Genomic DNA, 18616 nt, shown 5'->3' with positions numbered 1-18616 from the left:
TGTTTTTTGAAAACGATTCAGTAAATTTACACTCCTAATTTATCACATTTACTTATAGTTTCATAAGAATGTGCTCAGAAACTTTCATTCTCTATTACAGTACAGATTGAAAACGTTTTGAAAATCTGTTTTAGAATAGCAAAAAAGCGGTTAAGACCGCCTTTTTAATCGACTTTTGAAATATTTAGTAAGAGTGAGCTACATAAAACTGATACAGAACTCAAGGCCATGGCAAGACCTGCTAGTTCTGGATTGAGGGTCAATCCCAGTCCTACAAAGACTCCGGCAGCAATTGGAAGCCCAAGGATATTGTAGATAGAGGCCCAGAAGAGATTGAGTAAGATCCTGCGGAAGGTCTTTTGACTCATGTCAAAGGCGCGCACAACGCCAAGCAAATCATTTTGCGTGAGCACGATGCCACCGGACTCGATCGCAATATCCGTTCCAGATCCCATAGCGATCCCCACATCCGCGATCGAGAGAGCTGGAGCATCATTGATCCCATCTCCAACAAACGCAACCTTGCTATCTTCTTGCAGTTTTTGGATGGCGCTAGCTTTTTCTTGAGGAAGGACATCAGCAATGACGGTATCAATTCCCACTTGCTTAGCAATAGCTTGGGCCACCCGTTCATTATCCCCCGTTAACATGACCGTTTTCAAGCCCCGTTCTTTGAGCTTTTTGATCGCTTCTTTTGAGCTGGCCTTCGGAGCATCTTGAATGGCAATCAAGCCAATCACTTGCCCATCCACAGACAAACTGATTACTGTTTTGGCCTGCTCTTGCAACTCTACCATCCGTTTTTCAAGCTCCGGATCCATCGCTGTCCCGTCATGAAGTTTGCCATTTCCCAAGGTCACCAACTGCTGGTCAATCTGACCTTGGACCCCTTTTCCTTCAATCGCTTGGAAGTTTTCCACAAGGGATAACACCAAACCTTTTTCTTCTGCTTGGGATAACACCGCTTGGGCTAGTGGATGTTCTGAAAAAGTTTCAAGACTAGCAGCCAGTGTCAAGACACGCGCTTCATCTCCTACAACATCGGTTACAAGTGGTTGGCCAATGGTAATAGTCCCTGTCTTATCAAACACAACAGTTTGAATCTTTTGCACTTCTTGAAGAACTGTTCCATTTTTAATCAGAACCCCCATCTTGGCACTACGGCCGGTTCCGACCATGAGGGCTGTTGGGGTTGCTAAGCCAAGGGCACAAGGACAGGCAATAATGAGGACAGAGACTGCATAGAGCATGGCCTCTTGAAGCGACGCGCCCAAAAGCACGGACCAAACCCAGAAAGTCGCAATGGCCAAAATCGTCACCACTGGAACAAAGATACCTGAAATCTTATCCGTCAAATCTTGAATAGGAGCACGACTGGATTGGGCCATTTTGACAAAGTCCACAATTTGAGATAAGAGAGTCTCACTACCGACTTTTTCAGCCTTAAAGAGAATGGTCCCATTGCTGTTGATAGTGGAGCCGATAACTGCATCACCAACTGATTTTTCCACAGGCAAGCTTTCACCTGTCACCATCGACTCATCAATGGTCGTACTTCCTTCTACAATCGTCCCATCAACCGCAATCTTTTCCCCAGGACGGACCCGAATCAAGTCATCAATTTGGATATCTTCTGCCGCCACCTCGACATAGTTCCCATCACGGAGAACTTGAGCTGTTTTTGCCTGCAAATCCAACAACTTTTCCACAGCCTCGGAGGCATTGTTACGCATCCGTTCTTCAAAGATTTGCCCTAAGAGGATAAAGAAGATGATAAAACCCGCAGCCTCAAAGTATACTGGCTGACCAGTAAAAAGGGCAAATACACTATAGACATAGGCTACCAGGGTTCCAAGAGCTACCAAGGTATCCATATTGGAATGGTGCTTCTTAAATGAGGCCCAGGCACTCTTGATAAAAGGAACTCCTGCCACCAACATGATCGGCGTTGTCGCTAGAAAGTTTCCCCAGCGATTGACTGGATGGGATACAAGTCCTGCCCACATCCCGATCATCAAGATCAATAAAGGAAGGGCAAAGATACTAGTAATCCAAAAGCGATCCCGTAAACTTAAGACACGACGTCGTTTTTCCACAACCATGTAGGAACCCTTTTGCATCTTCATTCCACATGAAAACTCAAAGTCCCCTGTTTCTGTCGGGGTAAAGGATATCACCTTATCCACACCGACTTCCAAAGGCTCTAAAATCCCCTGATCTTCAAACAAAATTTCCTTGTAACAGCCGGAAGGATTGACCCGATGGAAGGTGATTTCAGCAGGGATCCCTTTTTGAAGTTGAAATTCTTTGGGACTATAGCCCTTTTCTGCTGTAATACGGATCTTTTGCACTCCGTTTTCCACAACTGCTTTTTGTTTTTCTACCATACCTACTCCTTTATTCCACAATCATTTGACCATGCATCATGTTCATTCCACATGAAAACCCATATTCGCCCGCTTTTTCTGGCGTAATTTCAATGACATGTTTTTCACCTAAAGGCAAATCTTCATGAACGCCAAAATCTGGAAAGATCACTTGAGCCAGACATGAAGATGGATCCTTGCGATTAAAGATAATCCGGGCAGGAACATTCTTTTTCAGGACAATGGTTTCAGGCGAATACCCCCCCATGACTTCGACTTCAATTTCTTGATAACCTGATTTCTGACGAGCGTGGCCGCTTACCTTTTCATGCTCTGCAAAGAACCACCAAGCAATAAAAGCAACCCCAAGTAAACAAACAATACTAATTAACAATCCAAACATTGAAATTCCTTCTTTCCATTACATACAATTGCAAGGGACTGTTTCGACAGCCTCTGCTTTCTTTTCTTCCAGGACCTGCTGCAGCTGATTAAGATCTGCATGCGTAAAGTCACATTCTTCAATCAAATCAGCTAGCAAGAGCTTTATTCTTCTAGAACAAAGCTTGTCTTTGATATCCTGAACCATTAAGCCCCTACTATCATCTAGCGTTAAAATGGCCGAATAGACAAAGGACTTGCCCTGTTTTTCCCGAGTCAAACATTCTTTCTCTACCAAACGAGCCAAGAGTGTCTGGATCGTGGACTTAGACCAGCTAAACCTTTTCTCTAATACTTTTATGAGATCAGTACTAGTCTGTTCTCCCTGCATCCAGATAATCTTCATGACCTGCCATTCTGCATCCGAAATCTGCATGGTTATCTCCTCCTAAATCTACATTTGTCGATTACAGTTATTAGTATACTTCAAAAATCTACATTTGTCAACCGAAAAATCACATTTTTAAAATTTATCGCTGCTATAAGTATTTTTTATCACCACAATAAAAAATACATATTATCCAAAGCTTTCTTTTAATGCTACAATAACTGTATCATTTTCCTAGATGGGAGGTTCTACTTTTGGATTGGTCCATTGTTGAACAATATCTACCACTCTATCAAAAGGCATTCTTTCTGACCTTGCATATTGCAGTTTGGGGAATTCTAGGTTCTTTTTTGCTGGGGCTCATCGTCAGCGTCATCCGGCATTACCGCCTTCCTATTTTCTCCCAGTTGGCAACAGCCTATATCGAACTTTCACGAAATACACCCCTTTTGATACAACTTTTCTTTCTCTACTTCGGTCTACCTCGAATAGGGATTGTTCTTTCTTCAGAAGTCTGTGCAACAGTCGGGCTCATCTTTTTAGGTGGTTCCTACATGGCAGAATCCTTCCGAAGCGGGCTAGAAGCAGTCAGTCAAACCCAGCATGAAATCGGTTTAGCCATTGGGCTTACTCCATTTCAGGTTTTTCGCTACGTGGTTCTTCCACAAGCGACAGCGGTGGCTCTACCATCCTTTAGTGCCAATGTTATTTTCCTCATCAAGGAAACTTCTGTCTTCTCAGCAGTTGCCCTTGCTGACCTTATGTACGTTGCTAAGGATTTGATCGGACTCTACTATGAAACAGATATCGCACTAGCCATGTTGGTGGTTGCTTACCTCATCATGCTTCTACCTATTTCACTAGTCTTTAGCTGGATAGAAAGGAGGCTCCGTCATGCAGGATTCGGGAATGCAAGTACTCTTTCAGGGAAATAATCTCCTGAGAATCTTACAGGGATTGGGAGTCACGATTGGAATTTCTATCCTGTCTGTCCTCTTATCCATGATTTTCGGAACAGTGATGGGAATTATCATGACCTCTCATTCTAGAGTGATTCGCTTTTTGACACGCTTATATCTAGAATTTATCCGGATTATGCCGCAGCTAGTACTCCTTTTCATCGTTTACTTTGGCTTGGCTCGAAACTTTAATATCAATATCTCTGGTGAGACTTCTGCTATTATCGTTTTCACTCTCTGGGGAACAGCTGAGATGGGAGACTTGGTCCGTGGAGCTATTACTTCTCTCCCAAAACATCAGTTTGAGAGCGGACAAGCGCTTGGTTTAACTAAAGTGCAACTCTACTACCATATCATTATCCCTCAGGTCTTAAGAAGATTGCTACCGCAAGCCATCAACCTTGTCACTCGGATGATTAAAACGACTTCCTTGGTTGTTTTGATTGGAGTTGTTGAGGTTACCAAGGTTGGACAACAAATCATCGATAGCAATCGCTTAACCATCCCAACCGCTTCCTTTTGGATATATGGAACCATCCTAGTCTTGTATTTCGCAGTTTGCTTCCCTATTTCCAAACTATCTACTCATCTAGAAAAACATTGGAGGAATTAAATGTCTGAAACTATTTTAGAAATCAAGGAACTAAAAAAATCCTTCGGAGACAATCCTATCCTCCAAGGACTTTCCTTAGATATTAAAAAGGGAGAAGTGGTCGTCATCCTAGGACCATCTGGTTGTGGTAAAAGCACTCTACTTCGCTGCCTCAATGGTTTAGAAAGTATTCAAGGAGGAGATATCCTGCTGGATGGCCAGTCCATCGTTGAAAATAAAAAAGATTTTCACCTAGTTCGCCAAAAGATCGGTATGGTCTTTCAAAGTTATGAACTCTTTCCTCACTTGGATGTCCTTCAAAACCTCATCCTAGGCCCTATCAAGGCTCAAGGGAGAGACAAAAAAGAAGTCACTGAAGAAGCTCTGCAATTACTGGAACGTGTCGGTTTGCTAGATAAACAACATAGCTTTGCTCGCCAGTTATCTGGTGGACAAAAGCAACGGGTTGCGATCGTCCGTGCCCTTCTCATGCATCCAGAAATTATCCTCTTTGACGAGGTGACAGCTTCACTAGATCCAGAGATGGTGCGTGAAGTTCTGGAACTGATCAATGACTTGGCCCAAGAAGGGCGCACCATGATTCTGGTAACCCACGAAATGCAGTTTGCCCAAGCTATTGCGGACCGCATTATCTTCCTTGACCAAGGGAAGATTGCTGAAGAAGGAACTGCTCAAGAATTCTTCACAAATCCAAAAACGAAACGAGCACAAGAATTTTTAAACGTCTTTGACTTTAGCCAGTTTGGCTCATATCTATAATCAATAAAGGAGATTATTATGAAAATACTCAAACCAATCCTAACTGTTTTTGCTCTAGCATTTGCACTTATCTTTGTCACAGCTTGTAGCTCAGGTGGAAGCTCTGATGCTTCATCTGGTAAAACGACTGCTAAAGCTCGCACTATCGATGAAATCAAAAAAAGCGGTGAACTTCGAATCGCGGTATTTGGAGACAAGAAACCTTTTGGCTATGTTGACAACGATGGTTCTTACAAAGGTTACGATATTGAGCTTGGGAATCAACTAGCACAAGACCTTGGTGTCAAGGTTAAATACGTTTCTGTTGATGCTGCCAACCGTGCTGAATACTTGATTTCAAACAAGGTGGATATCACCCTTGCCAACTTTACAGTTACAGACGAACGTAAAAAACAGGTTGACTTTGCTCTTCCATACATGAAAGTTTCTCTCGGTGTTGTGTCTCCAAAAGATAAAGTCGTCAAGGATGTTAAAGAACTTGAAGGCAAAACCTTGATCGTTACAAAAGGAACGACTGCTGAAACATACTTTGAGAAGAATCACCCAGAAGTAAAACTTCAAAAATACGACCAATATAGTGATGCCTACCAAGCACTTCTTGATGGACGTGGAGATGCCTTCTCTACTGACAATACTGAAGTCCTAGCTTGGGCGCTTGAAAACAAGGGATTTGAAGTAGGAATTACCTCTCTAGGTAACCCAGATACCATTGCACCAGCAGTTCAAAAAGGTAACCAAGAACTTCTTGACTACATCAACCAAGAAATCGAAAAATTAGGTAAGGAAAACTTCTTCCACAAAGCCTATGAAAAAACACTCCACCCAACTTACGGTGACGCTGCTAAAGCAGATGACCTGGTTGTTGAAGGTGGAAAAGTTGACTAATACTCTTCGAAAATCTCTTCAAACCACGTCAGCTTCACCTTGCCGTACTCAAGTACAGCCTGCGGCTAGCTTCCTAGTTTGCTCTTTGATTTTCATTGAGTATAACATCTAATAAACATAACAAAAAGAAATCAGGTAATCCTAGTGACTACCTGATTTTTATATACCTTAAGCATTTTGCCAATTTTCTTGGTCTTCTTTAAATCGTTTGAGGAGGTCAAGTCCTTCTGGTGTGATATAGCCTTCTTCTTGGGCCAGGTGAATGAGCTCGCTGTAGTTTGAAAGTGTTACTAGTTTGACACCAGCATCTGCAAAGTTCTTGTCTGCTTTTGGCAATTGATAGCTAAAGATAGCTACAACACCCAGAACATCTGCTCCTTCACGTTTGGCAGCTGCCACTGCTTCGAGAACTGAACCACCCGTTGAAATCAAATCTTCAACAACGACCATCTTTTGTCCTTGGGCTACACGGCCTTCGATTTGATTTCCAGCACCGTGATCTTTTGGTTTGCTACGGATATAGGCAAATGGCAAGTTCATCTTGTCAGCGATGATGGCACCATGCGGAATGCCTGCAGTCGCTGTTCCTGCAATCACTTCTACTTCTGGGAATTCTGCCTTGATGGCTTCCACAAAACCATTTTCAATCAAGCTACGCGTTTCTGGGTAAGCAAGCGTCACACGGTTGTCCGTATAAATCGGTGACTTAATGCCTGATGCCCAAGTAAAAGGTTCTTCTGGCTTGAGGTAAACGGCTTGAATTTTCAATAGATGGCTAGCAATGTCTTTAGCAAGTGTCATGGGATTCTCCTTTTGTTTTTATAATCTATTTCTTTAATTTCAGTCTTGGTTCCACTCATCCTTGATAGCATGATAAGCTGCTACTGGATCAGTGGCTTGAGTGATTGGGCGTCCAACTACGATATAGTCACTACCAATCTGATAAGCATCTGCAGGTGTCATAACTCGTTTTTGGTCTCCAACCGCAGCGCCTGCTGGTCGAATACCTGGTGTCAGACAGATAAAGTCTTGGTTGGTAGCTTCTTTGATGAGTTTCACTTCCTGAGCCGAACAAACCACACCATCTAAACCGGCTTCAGCAGTTTTCTTGGCATAGTGAATAACCGATTCTTGAAGACTGGTTTGGATATTTTGAAAGTCTCTCATTTGTTCTTCAGAAGTTGAAGTCAACTGAGTGACAGCAATCAATTTTGCTTCTTTTCCAAGACCTTCACGCGCAGCTTTCATCATCTCTACACCACCTGCTGCGTGAACGTTGGTCATGTCAACGCCCAGATTAGACAAAACCTTCATGGCTGACTTGACTGTATTAGGTATATCATGGAGTTTGAGATCTAGAAAGACGCTATGTCCTAAGCCTTTCAAATAAGAAACAATCTCCGGACCTGTAGCATAATAGAGCTCCATACCTACCTTTAGATAGAGGCTCTCTTCAGCTGGAAAAAGAGCTAAAAATTTCTTGACTGCCTCAAAACTTGGAAAATCAAGAGCAATAACTGGACGAGATTCGCGCATACTTTTCTCCTTTTACCTTTGTTAGCTAGAGAGCATGAAAAAAGGAACCTGCCTACAGCAAGGTTCCACGAAAAATGGGTAGAATCCACCCTTTCACCGTCTAACCTTAGCTGCCTCTCTGGACTGCTTTAAAGGTTTTTTACTATTCTATTATTTAAAGCTGTACTTGTCAAGTAAAAAACAGGAATTGAACTTGTAGAAAACAGGACTCATCATCAAGTCAACAGAATCATCTCAAACTTAACGACTCTGTGATTGTTGGGGTGTTTGATTTTGAGTTTGTGTTTGATTCTGAGTTTGATTCCCCTGCTCTTCTTGTTTTTTCTTTTCTTCTTCCTGCTTCTTCTTTTCCTCTTCTTTAGCTTTGATTCTTGCTTCTTCTAAAGCCTTATCCGTCAAGCTATAACTATAGATCCCAACTTCCATATCAATACCGCTCGGTACTGTTAATTGGGGTTTAATCTTACTATAGTAAGGCAATTTTTTACCTAGTTCTGATAAAGGAACCAAAATCTCATCCGTATCATACATGGTAATCTTGAGCAGATCACTGGTTACACTAGTTGGAGCCAATTCAATCGTTTTGATCGCCTGCTTAATCTCTGGGCTGACTTCAGCTAGTTGTTCAATCAAGGTTTTGACTTGCTGCTCATCGTTAAAGAGTACAGACATATAGGTTTCTGGAAGACTGACTAGACTAACTGGACTGGTTTCCACCGTCCCACTAGAAAGAATCGGATAATGGTCCTCTCCAGAAACATAATAGGCTACAATCCCGTATTCCTTGACCTGGATGGTAAAATTGGTCGGGAATTGATAGCGAATGCTAGCAGATTCAATCCAGTGATTGGACTTAATCATCTCAGCATGTTTGTCTTTATTGAGGAGCAGGCCAAAGGTATAGTCACTATCACGAATCCCTGAAGCCTCTTTGATTTGGTCTGCATTGGTCTCTACTGTCCCAGTGACTTCTATGTTTTTCAGAGTTGAGAAGGGCGTCAAGAGATAGATCGAAAAGAACAAAACAAGCAAACTTGGGATTAGAATCGTAACAGCACGCCAGATATGAACACTTGGAATAGAAGGCTTAGCAATCTTTTTCTTAGACTTAGATCTTTTTTCTTCTACTTTTGTTTCTTCAGATTTTTCGTCAGATTTTTCGCCCTCTTCTTCCACTAGTTCTGGTTCAGTAGTTTCCTCCTCATTTTCAAGCGAGGACTGGTCTTCTGCACTTTCCTTCTGCTCTTCAGGATTAGAATCTGAATCCTCTTCCTCCTCAGTGTCCTCAGATAAGTCTGACTCTTGTTCTTCCTTGGTCTCTTCCTCAGCCTTTTTACGCAGATATTCACGGTTCTGCTTCTGCCACTCTGATAAAGTGTTTTCTTCTTCCGGAGCTTTTGCCACTTCTTTTTTATTGGTATCTGCTTGGACCTTTTCTTTGGCTAGTTGGGCCTCTTCTTCAGCTTTTTTTTGAAGATATTCTTGATTTCGTTTTTGCCACTCTGACAATTCCTTGCCTTGAGTTGGCTCTTGTTTCTTATCCTTTGACATCGATTTTCCTTATGATAGATCTTTTTTTAGTAGCGCATAAAAATCCGCCACAGATTTTAATTCATGAGAATTCTTCATCGTGTTCTGGTAGTCTTCCTTGTGGGTCAAAAGCTTGCTTACTTTTTCTTCTAAAGTAGACAAGGTCAAATCGCCCTCTTGCAACTCCTCAGCATAGCCTTTTTTCACAAAGTAAGCCGCATTTTCAATCTGATCTCCACGACTAGCTTCACGTCCTAGAGGGACAATGACATGCAATTTAGCCATGGCAAGAAGTTCAAAAATAGTATTGGCGCCACCACGAGTGATGACTACATCAGCCATATTCATGAGCGGTTGATAGAGTTCAGTCACGTAGTCAACACGGTAGAGGTTTGAACTTAGTTCATTTAAGCTAGCATCCCCTGTTAGGTTGATGATATTATAACGACTAGTCAGCTCTTCCTTATGGTCTGTAACTAATTGGTTAAAGACACGCGCACCAGCAGAACCTCCGACGAAAAGAAGAGTTGGTAGCTTATCATTGAAAGAAGTTCGGATATCCACCATTTCTTCAGGCTCTTCCATAATTGGTCCAGAAACCTTGGTCACGGCTCCTACATGTTCTACCTTAGTGAGACTAGACGCTTGCTCGAAAGTAGAGTACATCTTAGTCGCAAACTTATAGGCGATTTTATTGGCCAATCCCATAGAGAGATCAGACTCATGGATGAAGACTGGTACTCTGCATACTCGCGCTGCGATAACAGGCGGAACAGATACAAATCCACCCTTAGAAAAGAGGGCTTGTGGACGAACTCGAAGCATGATAAAGAGCGATTGAAGGATTCCAAAAGCAACCTTAAAGACGTCAATCATATTTTGCCATGAGAAATATCGACGCAATTTCCCAGTTGCAATAGAATGGAAGGTGACATCTAAACCTGACTTGAGAATTTCATGATGCTCAATTCCGTTTTTGTCACCAATATAGTGGACTTCCCAGCCATCTTCGATGAACTTAGGAATTAACAAAAGGTTGAGGGTAACGTGTCCAACCGTTCCCCCACCTGTAAATACTATTTTTTTCATATTATCCCTTTAACTCCGCTACAGTGTCGATGAAAAGATCTCCACGTACCTCAAAGTTGGCATACATATCCCAGCTAGCATTAGCAGGACTGAGGAGAACCACATCTCCTTCTTCCGCAAGTTCATAAGCCTTTCGAGTTGCGTCAGCAATATCAGTTGCATCCACATAAGCCACACCAGCCTTGTCCGCTGCACGTTTGACACGCTCTGCAGACTGACCGAGGATGACCATTTTCTTGAGTCCTTTAATATCTGGCACTAATTCATCAAACTCATTTCCACGGTCCAACCCACCGGCAATCAAGACAACCTTACTATTGTCAAATCCAGACAAGGCTTTTTGAGTTGCTAAGATATTGGTTGACTTACTATCGTTGTAGAATTTCACCCCATTGATTTGGTCTACAAATTGGAGGCGGTGTTTGACACCACCAAAGGCTGACAAGGTTTCCTTGATGGTTTCATTGTCCACACCACGAAGTTTAGCTACAGCAATGGTTGCAAGAGCATTTTCCACATTGTGGCTACCAGGAACTCCGATTTCATCAGCTGTCATGACTTTTTCACCACGGAAGTAGAGAAGACCATCTTCAAGATAAGCACCATCAACCTTTTCAAGAGTTGAGAATGGTACTACAGTCGCGTTTGTCTTTGTAGCAAGCTCTTGAGCTAATTCCTGGTTGAAGTTCAATACTAAGTAATCAGCCGCTGTCATATTGCTTTGAATATTCCACTTAGCTTCGACATAGGCTTCAAAAGAACCGTGATAGTCAATATGCGTTGGCATCAGGTTGGTAATAACAGCAATTTCAGGATGAAATTCTTGGATTCCCATTAGTTGGAAAGATGATAGCTCCATGACAAGGGTATCCTTATCTGTCGCAGTTTGAGCAACCTGACTAGCAGGATAACCGATGTTACCTGATAAGAGTCCATTTTGTCCTGCAGCAGTCAGAACTTCTCCGATCATGGTTGTGGTCGTAGTCTTACCATTTGAACCAGTAATACCAACAATCGGTGCATCAGAAATCAAGTAGGCCAACTCAACCTCTGTCAAGACTGGAATACCTTTTTCTAGCGCTTTTTCAATCATCGGGTTGCTATAAGGAATTCCTGGATTTTTTACCATGAGGGCAAAATCTTCATCCAATAATTCCAAAGGATGTCCACCAGTGACAACCTTGATGCCCTCTTCCAAGAGACTTTGCGCAGCTGGATTTTCCTCAAAAGGCTTGCCATCATTCACCGTTACAATAGCACCCAACTTGTCCAAGAGACGAGCTGCTGACTCACCAGATTTAGCCAAACCTAGGACTAATACTTTCTTATTTTCAAATTGATCAATTCGTTTCATATCTAGAACTCCATTTCTACTCTTACTATTTTACCATTTTTATGAAAATAAAAAAGCCACAAAGGGCTTTCTTATTTGTTTTTGTCCTCTACCAATTATTCTACAGACTTGAGGGCTTCTAACATATCCACCTTTCGGAGATAATAATTGACAAAAACTCCTAGGATGGTCAAAATGACACTGACAGCTAGAACTGGAATGAGATAAACTTCCCAGCCGACCTTTGGTTGAAAACGGAAGGTACCGGGTGCGATCATCTGAATGAGAAATTGATGGAGATAAAAGCCTGATACCAATCCTACAATCATTCCAATTAGTGACAATAGGATGGTTTCCCGATAGATGTAAAGGGTCACTTCTTTGTTATGAAAACCAAGAACTTTGATAGTTGAGAGTTCCCGAATCCGTTCAGCAACATTGATATTGGTCAAATTATAGAGAATCACGATGGCTAATAGCACTGATACCAGCACCAAAATCGCCATGGTGTGATTCAGAGAATTGGCAAAACTCTCAAAGAGCTGAATGGTGGAGGCGTTTTGAACGAGGCCACTGACAGCAGCTAGATCCATAAATTCTCCTGCGACTCTTTCAGTATTGCCTTCACTTTTATCCTTAAGTTGGACCAGATAGGTGTTCAGCTTGGAAGCTTGACCATATATCTTCTCATAGGTCGCCTGATTCATATAAACAAAATGGCCTACGTAGTGTTCGGTAATGGCTCCAACCTTAAAGGTTTTTCCATCTATTGTAAAGTTGTCACCAACGGAAACTCCTGCCAACTGGGCTAATTTTTCAGTCAGAACAAGTCCGTTAGATAAGCTCAGTTTTTCCCCATTTTTTTCTAGGACGACAAAGGGAGCCAGGTCATCTTGATCCGTTACCATCATGGTCATGGTTTGAACACCTGCCTTGCCAGCATACTTTTCCTCAACCTGTTTGGAAGAAATTAAACGATAGTTTTCAACTTCATCACTCTGCAATTTTTCTTCTAGCTTTGCCTTATCAGAATCTGAAGCTCGAGAATTGACAGAGAGAATCATCTGATATTGTTGCAGATCCTTAAACTGCCTGTCAGCCACTCCAGCCACAGAAGACTGAATACCAAGCCCTGCAAAGAGGAGAGCTACCGAACCCGCAACCCCAAAAATGGTCATCAGCATGCGTTGTTTGTAACGGAAAATATTGCGGGCAGTTACCTTTTGGGTAAAGCTCAAATGAGACCAGATAAAAGTTATCCGCTCCAAGAGAATCTTTGAGCCCTTGACTGGTGGCTTAGGTAGTAATAATTGCGCTGCTTCTTCATGCAATTCTCTATGAGATACAAGGTAGGCAGGTAGGACACTAGCTACTAAGCTTAGTCCCAAAGCCAAGCAACTATAGGTCCAATAGAAATACTGCTGACTCTCACCAACGATCATTCGCTTAGTGATGATATGCGAAATAGTAGGTGCTAGGATGTAGTGACCAATCAGAATTCCTAGTAGAGTGCCAAGAGTAGCAGCAACCAGACCGTAAATCACAAACTTAGCAATGATATCCTTGCTATGGTAGCCTAGAGCTTTGAAAATCCCTGCATTGGTCCTTTCCTCGTCTACAAATCGTGTCATGGTGGTAAAGGTAACCATGGCTGCTACGGCATAGAGAACGACTGGAAAGATATTCCCTACGGCACGAATACTCATGGCCGAGTTACTATACATGAGATAACCTTGACCAGTAGGAGAACTCTTTCGATTGTAGACATGATAGCTTGGCTCTGTCAGAGCATTGACTTCATCCTTACTGGTCTGCCATTTAACCTTTTCGTTAGCAAGGTCGCTTTCAGCTTGACTTAGTTTTTCCTTTTCTTGCTTTAGTTGTTCTTTTGCTTCTCCTAACTGACTAGATGCTTGACTTTTTTGTGGTTCTGGTAGTTGGCTTACTTGATTTTCTTGAGCTTGTAGACGCGTTTCAATTTCTTGCAGGCGTTTCTTGCCAGCTGTCAAGTTGGTCTCTGCCTCGTCTAGTTGTTTCTTGCCTTCATCAAGGGACTCTTGGGCATCCTTCTTCATTTTCTCTAGCCGCGCTTGTCCATTATCAGCAACTAGTTCCTTTAAAGTCTCCTCTTCTTCCTCTAGCTTCTTTTCGTAATCACTAGAGAAAGGATTGACATCTGTTAGGCTAGCAAAACGCAGGCGGGCAATCGTGTAAACAGAGCTCTTAAAATTTTCTTCAGTTACGACAGCGTAAGCTGCTAGATTCCCATTACCACTGGCTGAACTCCCCATATCTGATTTTGAAAAAATATCTGGAGAGTGGATAAAGCCTGTAATGGTATAACTATCCCGCTTTAATTGAGAATTACTGCCCTTTTTTTGACTCAAATAAATGACTTGACCAATCTGATAGCGATCTTTCCAAAAGTCTGCCAAAGCTAGTTCATCTTCTTTTTCAGGTAAGCGACCTTGGGTCACCTCAAATTTCGAAATCTTGTCTGTCTTAGAAAATATCCGTATGGCATTTTCACTGTTTGCTAGAGTCAAATCTGTCATATAACCAAATTCAACCTCTGCTCCTGATAGAGTTTGCAATTCTTCCTGATCTGCCTGATCTAGACCATAATCTGCTATGACGGTTATATCTGCCAGATTGGATTTTTGTATATAATCCCAAGCTGTTCGCTCCATATTGGGACTAGCAACCTTAAGACCGATCAAGGCCAAAGAACCCAACATCATCAGAGTTAGGATGGATAAAAACCGTCCCTTTGAACCTGTGAAAGATTGGAACAGGTCTTTCCAATATGTCCTTCTTTTCATATCAGTACTCCAAATCATCAATATCCTGTGGTTGAGGATTGAGGACAACACTCTTGACCCCAGCATCATGCATCTGAATCACCCGATCAGCTATAGGAGCTAGAGAAGCGTTATGGGTCACGATGATAACGGTGGTTCCTTTTTTGCGTGACATATCTTGAAGAATCTTTAGAACCTGCTTACCAGTCTGGTAGTCCAAAGCTCCCGTTGGTTCATCACAAAGGAGAATTTTAGGATTTTTAGCCACTGCTCGGGCAATGGAGACCCGTTGTTGCTCACCACCTGATAGCTGGGCTGGAAAATTATTAAGACGGTGTCCTAATCCTACATCCTTGAGAACCTGTTCTGGATCCAAGGCATCTGAGACTATTTCTGATGCCAGCTCGACATTTTCCTTAGCAGTCAAGTTAGAAACCAGGTTGTAAAATTGAAAGACAAAGCCAACATCATCTCTCCGATAGTTTGTTCTCTGATGAGATGTATAGTTAGAAATGTTAGTCCCATCAACCCAAACTTGCCCTTCATCATTTGTATCCATCCCACCTAGAATATTCAAAACTGTTGACTTTCCTGCTCCAGATGAACCAAGGATAATGACCAGTTCTCCCTTTTCAATCTCGAAGTTGACATCTCGATTGGCTACAATTTCTGTATCACCAGTATGATACCTCTTATAGCTATTTTTCATTTCAATATAAGCCATCCTATCTCCTCCTCTTCTCCTACTATTTTCACCTTTATTATAACTCTTTTGATAGCAAAAAAGCCATCTAATGATGACTTTTTTTGGCTCATATTTTGAGAGTCTCCTGAGATTCGTTTCCCCTCATTTTTCATAGCTAACAATGATTCGGATGTTCTCTCTTATTGTTGATTGCATGAAGTAATTATCAATTGGAAATAGGAAAACTAACACCTATTTAAAATACTTTTTTTTCGTGAACTTCCCCAACTTTCGATAAATAGAATTCCCAATAGCAAAAGAATTATCGTGCAAGGCAGTAAGACCACCCCCATGCCCCAATTTAGATTGACATTATCAATCTGCTTAGGTAATCTTCCAGACAAAATCTCCACTGAACGTAAGTAAGTAAAGGGAATCAGATGTGCAATCCTCTGAAGAGGCTGAATGGTTTGGATGCCAAACAATAAGCCAACTATCCCAATTAAGGAAATAAAGAGGACAGGCATTTTTTGCTTAAAAAAGTATGCAATCAAGTAGACGACTTCCACAATAACGATAAAAGCCAAGAAAGTTAAGAGCAAGCTAGGAAATAACACATCTTGTATCGTTCCGATAGTTACCTCTTGATTCGTTAAGCTATAGAACGGGTATGGATAATCTAACTGTCCAAAACCACTTATCAGACTTCCCACTAGAAAAGAAAATCCGCTGATTCCGATAAACAGCACAGTTACATAACCCACTCCAACTCCAAGAGAGGATATTGCAAATGTCACTTTTGAAAAAGGATATAACTGAGCTGTATCCAGATGATTTTGATATCTTTCTGCGAACAGTTGCGTTAACATAAAAATAATAGCAACCACAAACAAGCTTGGGATGATAAGCTCTAAAATCCAGACAATCTGATCAATCCCGTGGGTCGGATAAACTAAATTGTGGGCTTTTATGTTCAAGGGATATAGGGCTTGGTAAGTCTTTCGTTCGCGGTCAACCGCCATTTTAAAGTCAGAGCTAGAAGTCGGTTGCTTCGATACAATTTCATAACTCTTTTCCTCAGCTTGCCACTGCAAATAGTAGGCTTCTTTCCAGCGTCCTTCTTTTAACAAATCCAGAATTTCTTTCTTTTGAGTAAAAAGATTTTTTTGCAAGTCTAAATTTTCTTTAGCAAACTGGTATTCCTCCGAGCTGGTGTCAGATATTTGGGAGAGTTTCTCTTCATATCCATTGATGACTCTCTCACGGTCTACAAGACTAGTTTCCAACTCTCTCTCCAAGCTGACGGAGTTTGCAGTCTGACTATTAAAATAAAAGGTAACACCGAGTCCAGATACAAATAAAGCTAAGATAATCCAGTTTAAGCGACTTTTGAAAACTTTTTTTAATAAAAATAGACTAACATCTTTCATAAACTAAACCTCTTCTATCTGCCCCTGATGAATGGTTACTACTCTATCGCAGACATCAAGCAACTCTTCCTTATAGTGGGAACTTAAAAGAACCAGCTGTTCTTGTCTATCGATTTGTGCTAGCCTATCAAAAAACTTCTGTCGATAATACTCATCTAAGCCATTTGTAATCTCATCCATAAGCCAGCATTTGGCCTGACTGAGGAAATACATAGCAATCACCAAGCGTTGCTTCATCCCTAAGGAATACTTGCGGATGGGAAGGCTGATATAATCAGACATTTCCCAGTAGGCGATTTCATCCCTCAAGTTCAGACCTGACTTCCAGATGTTTTTTATAAGACGAAGGTAGTCCATCCCACTTAGGTTACCATCCAGCCATTCAACACTTTCATAATAAAATAAAGAAGGAGGGACTGCGATATTTCCACTACTTATGGGAATTAAGTTGCTAATGGCGCGGAACAGTGTCGTCTTTCCAGAGCCATTGATAGCAAGAACTCCATAAATCCTACCTTTCTCAAAGGTAAAATCTACATCTTGTAAAATGATTTGTCGCGTTTTTAAGGTAACATGAGTAAGCCTTAACATATCAACCCCTCCTTTTTCTCACTCTTTAACGACTAAAAGTCTCCGCTGTAGTAGTTTATAACCTCATAATGATAGAAATTCCAGCCAGAACCTACTTTATACTCTGAATAGCTGTCATAACGAGACCATGACGGGATGTTAAAAGATTAATGGTCGTGATAGTTGGTACTATACTCCCAAACCGTATTCCAATCATACCGATAACTTTTAGTGACTGTCACAACAGATACACCGGATTGAAAAGACTAATTGATAACAAACTAGCTAATATAACGACTTTGACTGACTTTTCATATTTTTCATTGCATTTATATCATTACTGTTGGAAACGCTTTTATTATATCATTTTCCCCGTTTTTATACAACAGTTCCCATTTGTTTTAATAATATATAACACGTAGAAGTTAGCTAGTCATACTTTCTAAAAATAAGATTGTTTCACTAGCATCGAGAAAATATGGGATGTGATTTCATTTGATAAAATGGCTTAGGCTTAGGCTAAGACTAGCCTTGGTTTAGCTGACTAAACATCTTCAAGGGAACCTGCTATCAAATGAACGGTAATTTATGAATAAGAAGCCAACTCTGTGTTATACTCAATGAAAATCAAAGAGCAAACTAGGAAGCGAGCTGCAGGTTGCTCAAAGCACTGCTTTGAGGTTGTAGATAAGACTGACGAAGTCAGTCACATATATAATCCAAGGCGACGCTGACGCGGTTTGAAGAGATTTTCGAAGAGCATTATACTTTCTTGTTGTTCACTACAGTTGACAAAGAGCCAAAAAAGCGAACAAGATCAGTCTCTGTAGATCAGAAAACTAGTTTTGTCCGCTTTTTATTGTCGAGATCTGTTTCTTGGTCCAATCTCTATGACTTAGATGCTTTTACATCATCTTATTCGTCTTCTTTTTTCTTTCCCATTGCAAACATACCAAGAAGTGCTCCTACAACACCTGCTGTTGCGAGGGTTGCATTTTCCTTAGTACCTGTCTCTGGGAGGATATTTTGACGACTTGCAGGCGCTTGGTAGGTCTTGTCTTGTGACATAGCAAGAGCTACTTGTGACTGCTCATCTCTGTATGCTGGAGTTTCACGGGTACTTGGGGCTGAATCATTCACACTACCTGTAAATTCTGGAACTTGGTGACTAGTCCCTTCTCCACCAGGAACACCACCTTCAAAGCGTGGAACTTCATGGGTAGTTCCTTCTGAACCATTTACATGACCAGTGAACTCAGGTACTTCATGAACAGCAGCTTCTGCTCCATTG

Annotated in this window: 17 protein-coding genes and 1 pseudogene; 4 read left to right on the top strand and 14 right to left on the bottom strand. The window is 41.5% G+C overall.

Going from position 1 to position 18616, the window contains the following annotated elements:
* Window positions 1-164: 164 nt before the first annotated feature.
* The 3 genes from HMPREF2619_RS03495 to HMPREF2619_RS03485 are packed head-to-tail and all read right to left on the bottom strand — an operon-like array spanning window position 165 to window position 3183.
* Window positions 165-2387: a heavy metal translocating P-type ATPase gene (locus HMPREF2619_RS03495; RefSeq protein ID WP_070459058.1), complete on the bottom strand. Its 2223-nt coding sequence runs from the start codon at window positions 2385-2387 to the stop codon at window positions 165-167.
* 10 nt (window positions 2388-2397) lie between these two features.
* Window positions 2398-2769: a cupredoxin domain-containing protein gene (locus tag HMPREF2619_RS03490; RefSeq protein WP_003013285.1), complete on the bottom strand. Its 372-nt coding sequence runs from the start codon at window positions 2767-2769 to the stop codon at window positions 2398-2400.
* An 18-nt stretch (window positions 2770-2787) separates the two neighbouring features.
* Window positions 2788-3183, bottom strand: coding sequence for a CopY/TcrY family copper transport repressor (locus HMPREF2619_RS03485; protein WP_070459055.1), 396 nt, complete (start codon window positions 3181-3183; stop codon window positions 2788-2790).
* Window positions 3184-3389: 206 nt separating this feature from the next.
* Here HMPREF2619_RS03485 and HMPREF2619_RS03480 point away from each other — a divergent pair, with 206 nt between their 5' ends.
* The 4 genes from HMPREF2619_RS03480 to HMPREF2619_RS03465 are packed head-to-tail and all read left to right on the top strand — an operon-like array spanning window position 3390 to window position 6351.
* Window positions 3390-4070 carry an amino acid ABC transporter permease gene (locus HMPREF2619_RS03480; protein WP_070459053.1) on the top strand — a complete coding sequence of 227 codons (681 nt, stop codon included), beginning with the start codon at window positions 3390-3392 and terminating at the stop codon, window positions 4068-4070.
* Window positions 4030-4707 (top strand): amino acid ABC transporter permease, encoded by a 678-nt coding sequence (locus tag HMPREF2619_RS03475; RefSeq protein ID WP_070459050.1) that lies wholly within the window; start codon window positions 4030-4032, stop codon window positions 4705-4707. The genes HMPREF2619_RS03480 and HMPREF2619_RS03475 overlap by 41 nt, the downstream gene beginning before the upstream one ends.
* Entirely contained in the window at window positions 4708-5466 is a 759-nt protein-coding gene (locus tag HMPREF2619_RS03470) for an amino acid ABC transporter ATP-binding protein (RefSeq protein ID WP_070459048.1), read from the top strand. It begins immediately after the preceding gene.
* 18 nt (window positions 5467-5484) lie between these two features.
* On the top strand, window positions 5485-6351 hold the full coding sequence (locus HMPREF2619_RS03465) for a cysteine ABC transporter substrate-binding protein (RefSeq protein ID WP_070459046.1): 867 nt from the start codon (window positions 5485-5487) through the stop codon (window positions 6349-6351).
* A gap of 168 nt (window positions 6352-6519) precedes the next feature.
* Here the strand turns inward: HMPREF2619_RS03465 and pyrE are convergent, their stop codons facing one another.
* The 11 genes and pseudogenes from pyrE to HMPREF2619_RS03410 form a co-directional block, all read right to left on the bottom strand.
* On the bottom strand, window positions 6520-7152 hold the full coding sequence (gene pyrE, locus HMPREF2619_RS03460; RefSeq protein ID WP_000170888.1) for an orotate phosphoribosyltransferase: 633 nt from the start codon (window positions 7150-7152) through the stop codon (window positions 6520-6522).
* Between the two features lie 39 nt (window positions 7153-7191).
* Window positions 7192-7887, bottom strand: a complete 696-nt coding sequence (gene pyrF, locus HMPREF2619_RS03455) for an orotidine-5'-phosphate decarboxylase (protein ID WP_070459043.1) — start codon at window positions 7885-7887, stop codon at window positions 7192-7194.
* Window positions 7888-8127: 240 nt separating this feature from the next.
* Window positions 8128-9438: a cell division protein FtsQ/DivIB gene (locus HMPREF2619_RS03450; protein WP_070459041.1), complete on the bottom strand. Its 1311-nt coding sequence runs from the start codon at window positions 9436-9438 to the stop codon at window positions 8128-8130.
* A 9-nt stretch (window positions 9439-9447) separates the two neighbouring features.
* A complete protein-coding gene (locus HMPREF2619_RS03445) occupies window positions 9448-10506 on the bottom strand; it encodes a UDP-N-acetylglucosamine--N-acetylmuramyl-(pentapeptide) pyrophosphoryl-undecaprenol N-acetylglucosamine transferase (protein ID WP_070459038.1) in 1059 nt (352 codons plus the stop codon).
* Between the two features lies 1 nt (window position 10507).
* A complete protein-coding gene (murD, locus tag HMPREF2619_RS03440; protein ID WP_070459036.1) occupies window positions 10508-11860 on the bottom strand; it encodes a UDP-N-acetylmuramoyl-L-alanine--D-glutamate ligase in 1353 nt (450 codons plus the stop codon).
* Window positions 11861-11955: 95 nt separating this feature from the next.
* Window positions 11956-14661 (bottom strand): ABC transporter permease, encoded by a 2706-nt coding sequence (locus HMPREF2619_RS03435; protein WP_070459034.1) that lies wholly within the window; start codon window positions 14659-14661, stop codon window positions 11956-11958.
* Between the two features lies 1 nt (window position 14662).
* Window positions 14663-15364 carry an ABC transporter ATP-binding protein gene (locus tag HMPREF2619_RS03430; protein ID WP_070459032.1) on the bottom strand — a complete coding sequence of 234 codons (702 nt, stop codon included), beginning with the start codon at window positions 15362-15364 and terminating at the stop codon, window positions 14663-14665.
* A gap of 206 nt (window positions 15365-15570) precedes the next feature.
* Complete coding sequence (locus HMPREF2619_RS03425; protein ID WP_070459030.1) at window positions 15571-16755, bottom strand: hypothetical protein; 1185 nt, start codon at window positions 16753-16755, stop codon at window positions 15571-15573.
* 3 nt (window positions 16756-16758) lie between these two features.
* Window positions 16759-17346, bottom strand: a complete 588-nt coding sequence (locus HMPREF2619_RS03420) for an ABC transporter ATP-binding protein (RefSeq protein ID WP_070459028.1) — start codon at window positions 17344-17346, stop codon at window positions 16759-16761.
* A 32-nt stretch (window positions 17347-17378) separates the two neighbouring features.
* Window positions 17379-17567: pseudogene (locus tag HMPREF2619_RS11740) on the bottom strand (hypothetical protein).
* Between the two features lie 673 nt (window positions 17568-18240).
* A partial coding sequence (locus tag HMPREF2619_RS03410) for an SIALI-17 repeat-containing surface protein (protein WP_148130362.1) occupies window positions 18241-18616 on the bottom strand: 376 nt, incomplete at its 5' end.

Source organism: Streptococcus sp. HMSC074B11 (genome assembly GCF_001808705.1).
In the GTDB taxonomy this organism is placed as follows: Bacteria; Bacillota; Bacilli; order Lactobacillales; family Streptococcaceae; genus Streptococcus.
Note: the sequence above shows the minus strand (reverse complement) of the source record. Positions and strands in the feature narration are given on the sequence as shown.

Excerpts from the sequence above, each read along its gene's own strand:
- HMPREF2619_RS03475 (WP_070459050.1), top strand. The coding sequence starts at position 4,030 with ATGCAGGATTCGGGAATGCAAGTACTCTTTCAGGGAAATAATCTCCTG.
- HMPREF2619_RS03450 (WP_070459041.1), bottom strand. The coding sequence starts at position 9,438 with ATGTCAAAGGATAAGAAACAAGAGCCAACTCAAGGCAAGGAATTGTCA.
- HMPREF2619_RS03445 (WP_070459038.1), bottom strand. The coding sequence starts at position 10,506 with ATGAAAAAAATAGTATTTACAGGTGGGGGAACGGTTGGACACGTTACC.
- HMPREF2619_RS03420 (WP_070459028.1), bottom strand. The coding sequence starts at position 17,346 with ATGTTAAGGCTTACTCATGTTACCTTAAAAACGCGACAAATCATTTTA.
- HMPREF2619_RS03430 (WP_070459032.1), bottom strand. The coding sequence starts at position 15,364 with ATGGCTTATATTGAAATGAAAAATAGCTATAAGAGGTATCATACTGGT.
- HMPREF2619_RS03495 (WP_070459058.1), bottom strand. The coding sequence starts at position 2,387 with ATGGTAGAAAAACAAAAAGCAGTTGTGGAAAACGGAGTGCAAAAGATC.
- pyrF (WP_070459043.1), bottom strand. The coding sequence starts at position 7,887 with ATGCGCGAATCTCGTCCAGTTATTGCTCTTGATTTTCCAAGTTTTGAG.
- HMPREF2619_RS03425 (WP_070459030.1), bottom strand. The coding sequence starts at position 16,755 with ATGAAAGATGTTAGTCTATTTTTATTAAAAAAAGTTTTCAAAAGTCGC.
- HMPREF2619_RS03485 (WP_070459055.1), bottom strand. The coding sequence starts at position 3,183 with ATGCAGATTTCGGATGCAGAATGGCAGGTCATGAAGATTATCTGGATG.
- HMPREF2619_RS03490 (WP_003013285.1), bottom strand. The coding sequence starts at position 2,769 with ATGTTTGGATTGTTAATTAGTATTGTTTGTTTACTTGGGGTTGCTTTT.
- pyrE (WP_000170888.1), bottom strand. The coding sequence starts at position 7,152 with ATGACACTTGCTAAAGACATTGCTAGCCATCTATTGAAAATTCAAGCC.
- HMPREF2619_RS03465 (WP_070459046.1), top strand. The coding sequence starts at position 5,485 with ATGAAAATACTCAAACCAATCCTAACTGTTTTTGCTCTAGCATTTGCA.
- HMPREF2619_RS03470 (WP_070459048.1), top strand. The coding sequence starts at position 4,708 with ATGTCTGAAACTATTTTAGAAATCAAGGAACTAAAAAAATCCTTCGGA.
- HMPREF2619_RS03435 (WP_070459034.1), bottom strand. The coding sequence starts at position 14,661 with ATGAAAAGAAGGACATATTGGAAAGACCTGTTCCAATCTTTCACAGGT.
- murD (WP_070459036.1), bottom strand. The coding sequence starts at position 11,860 with ATGAAACGAATTGATCAATTTGAAAATAAGAAAGTATTAGTCCTAGGT.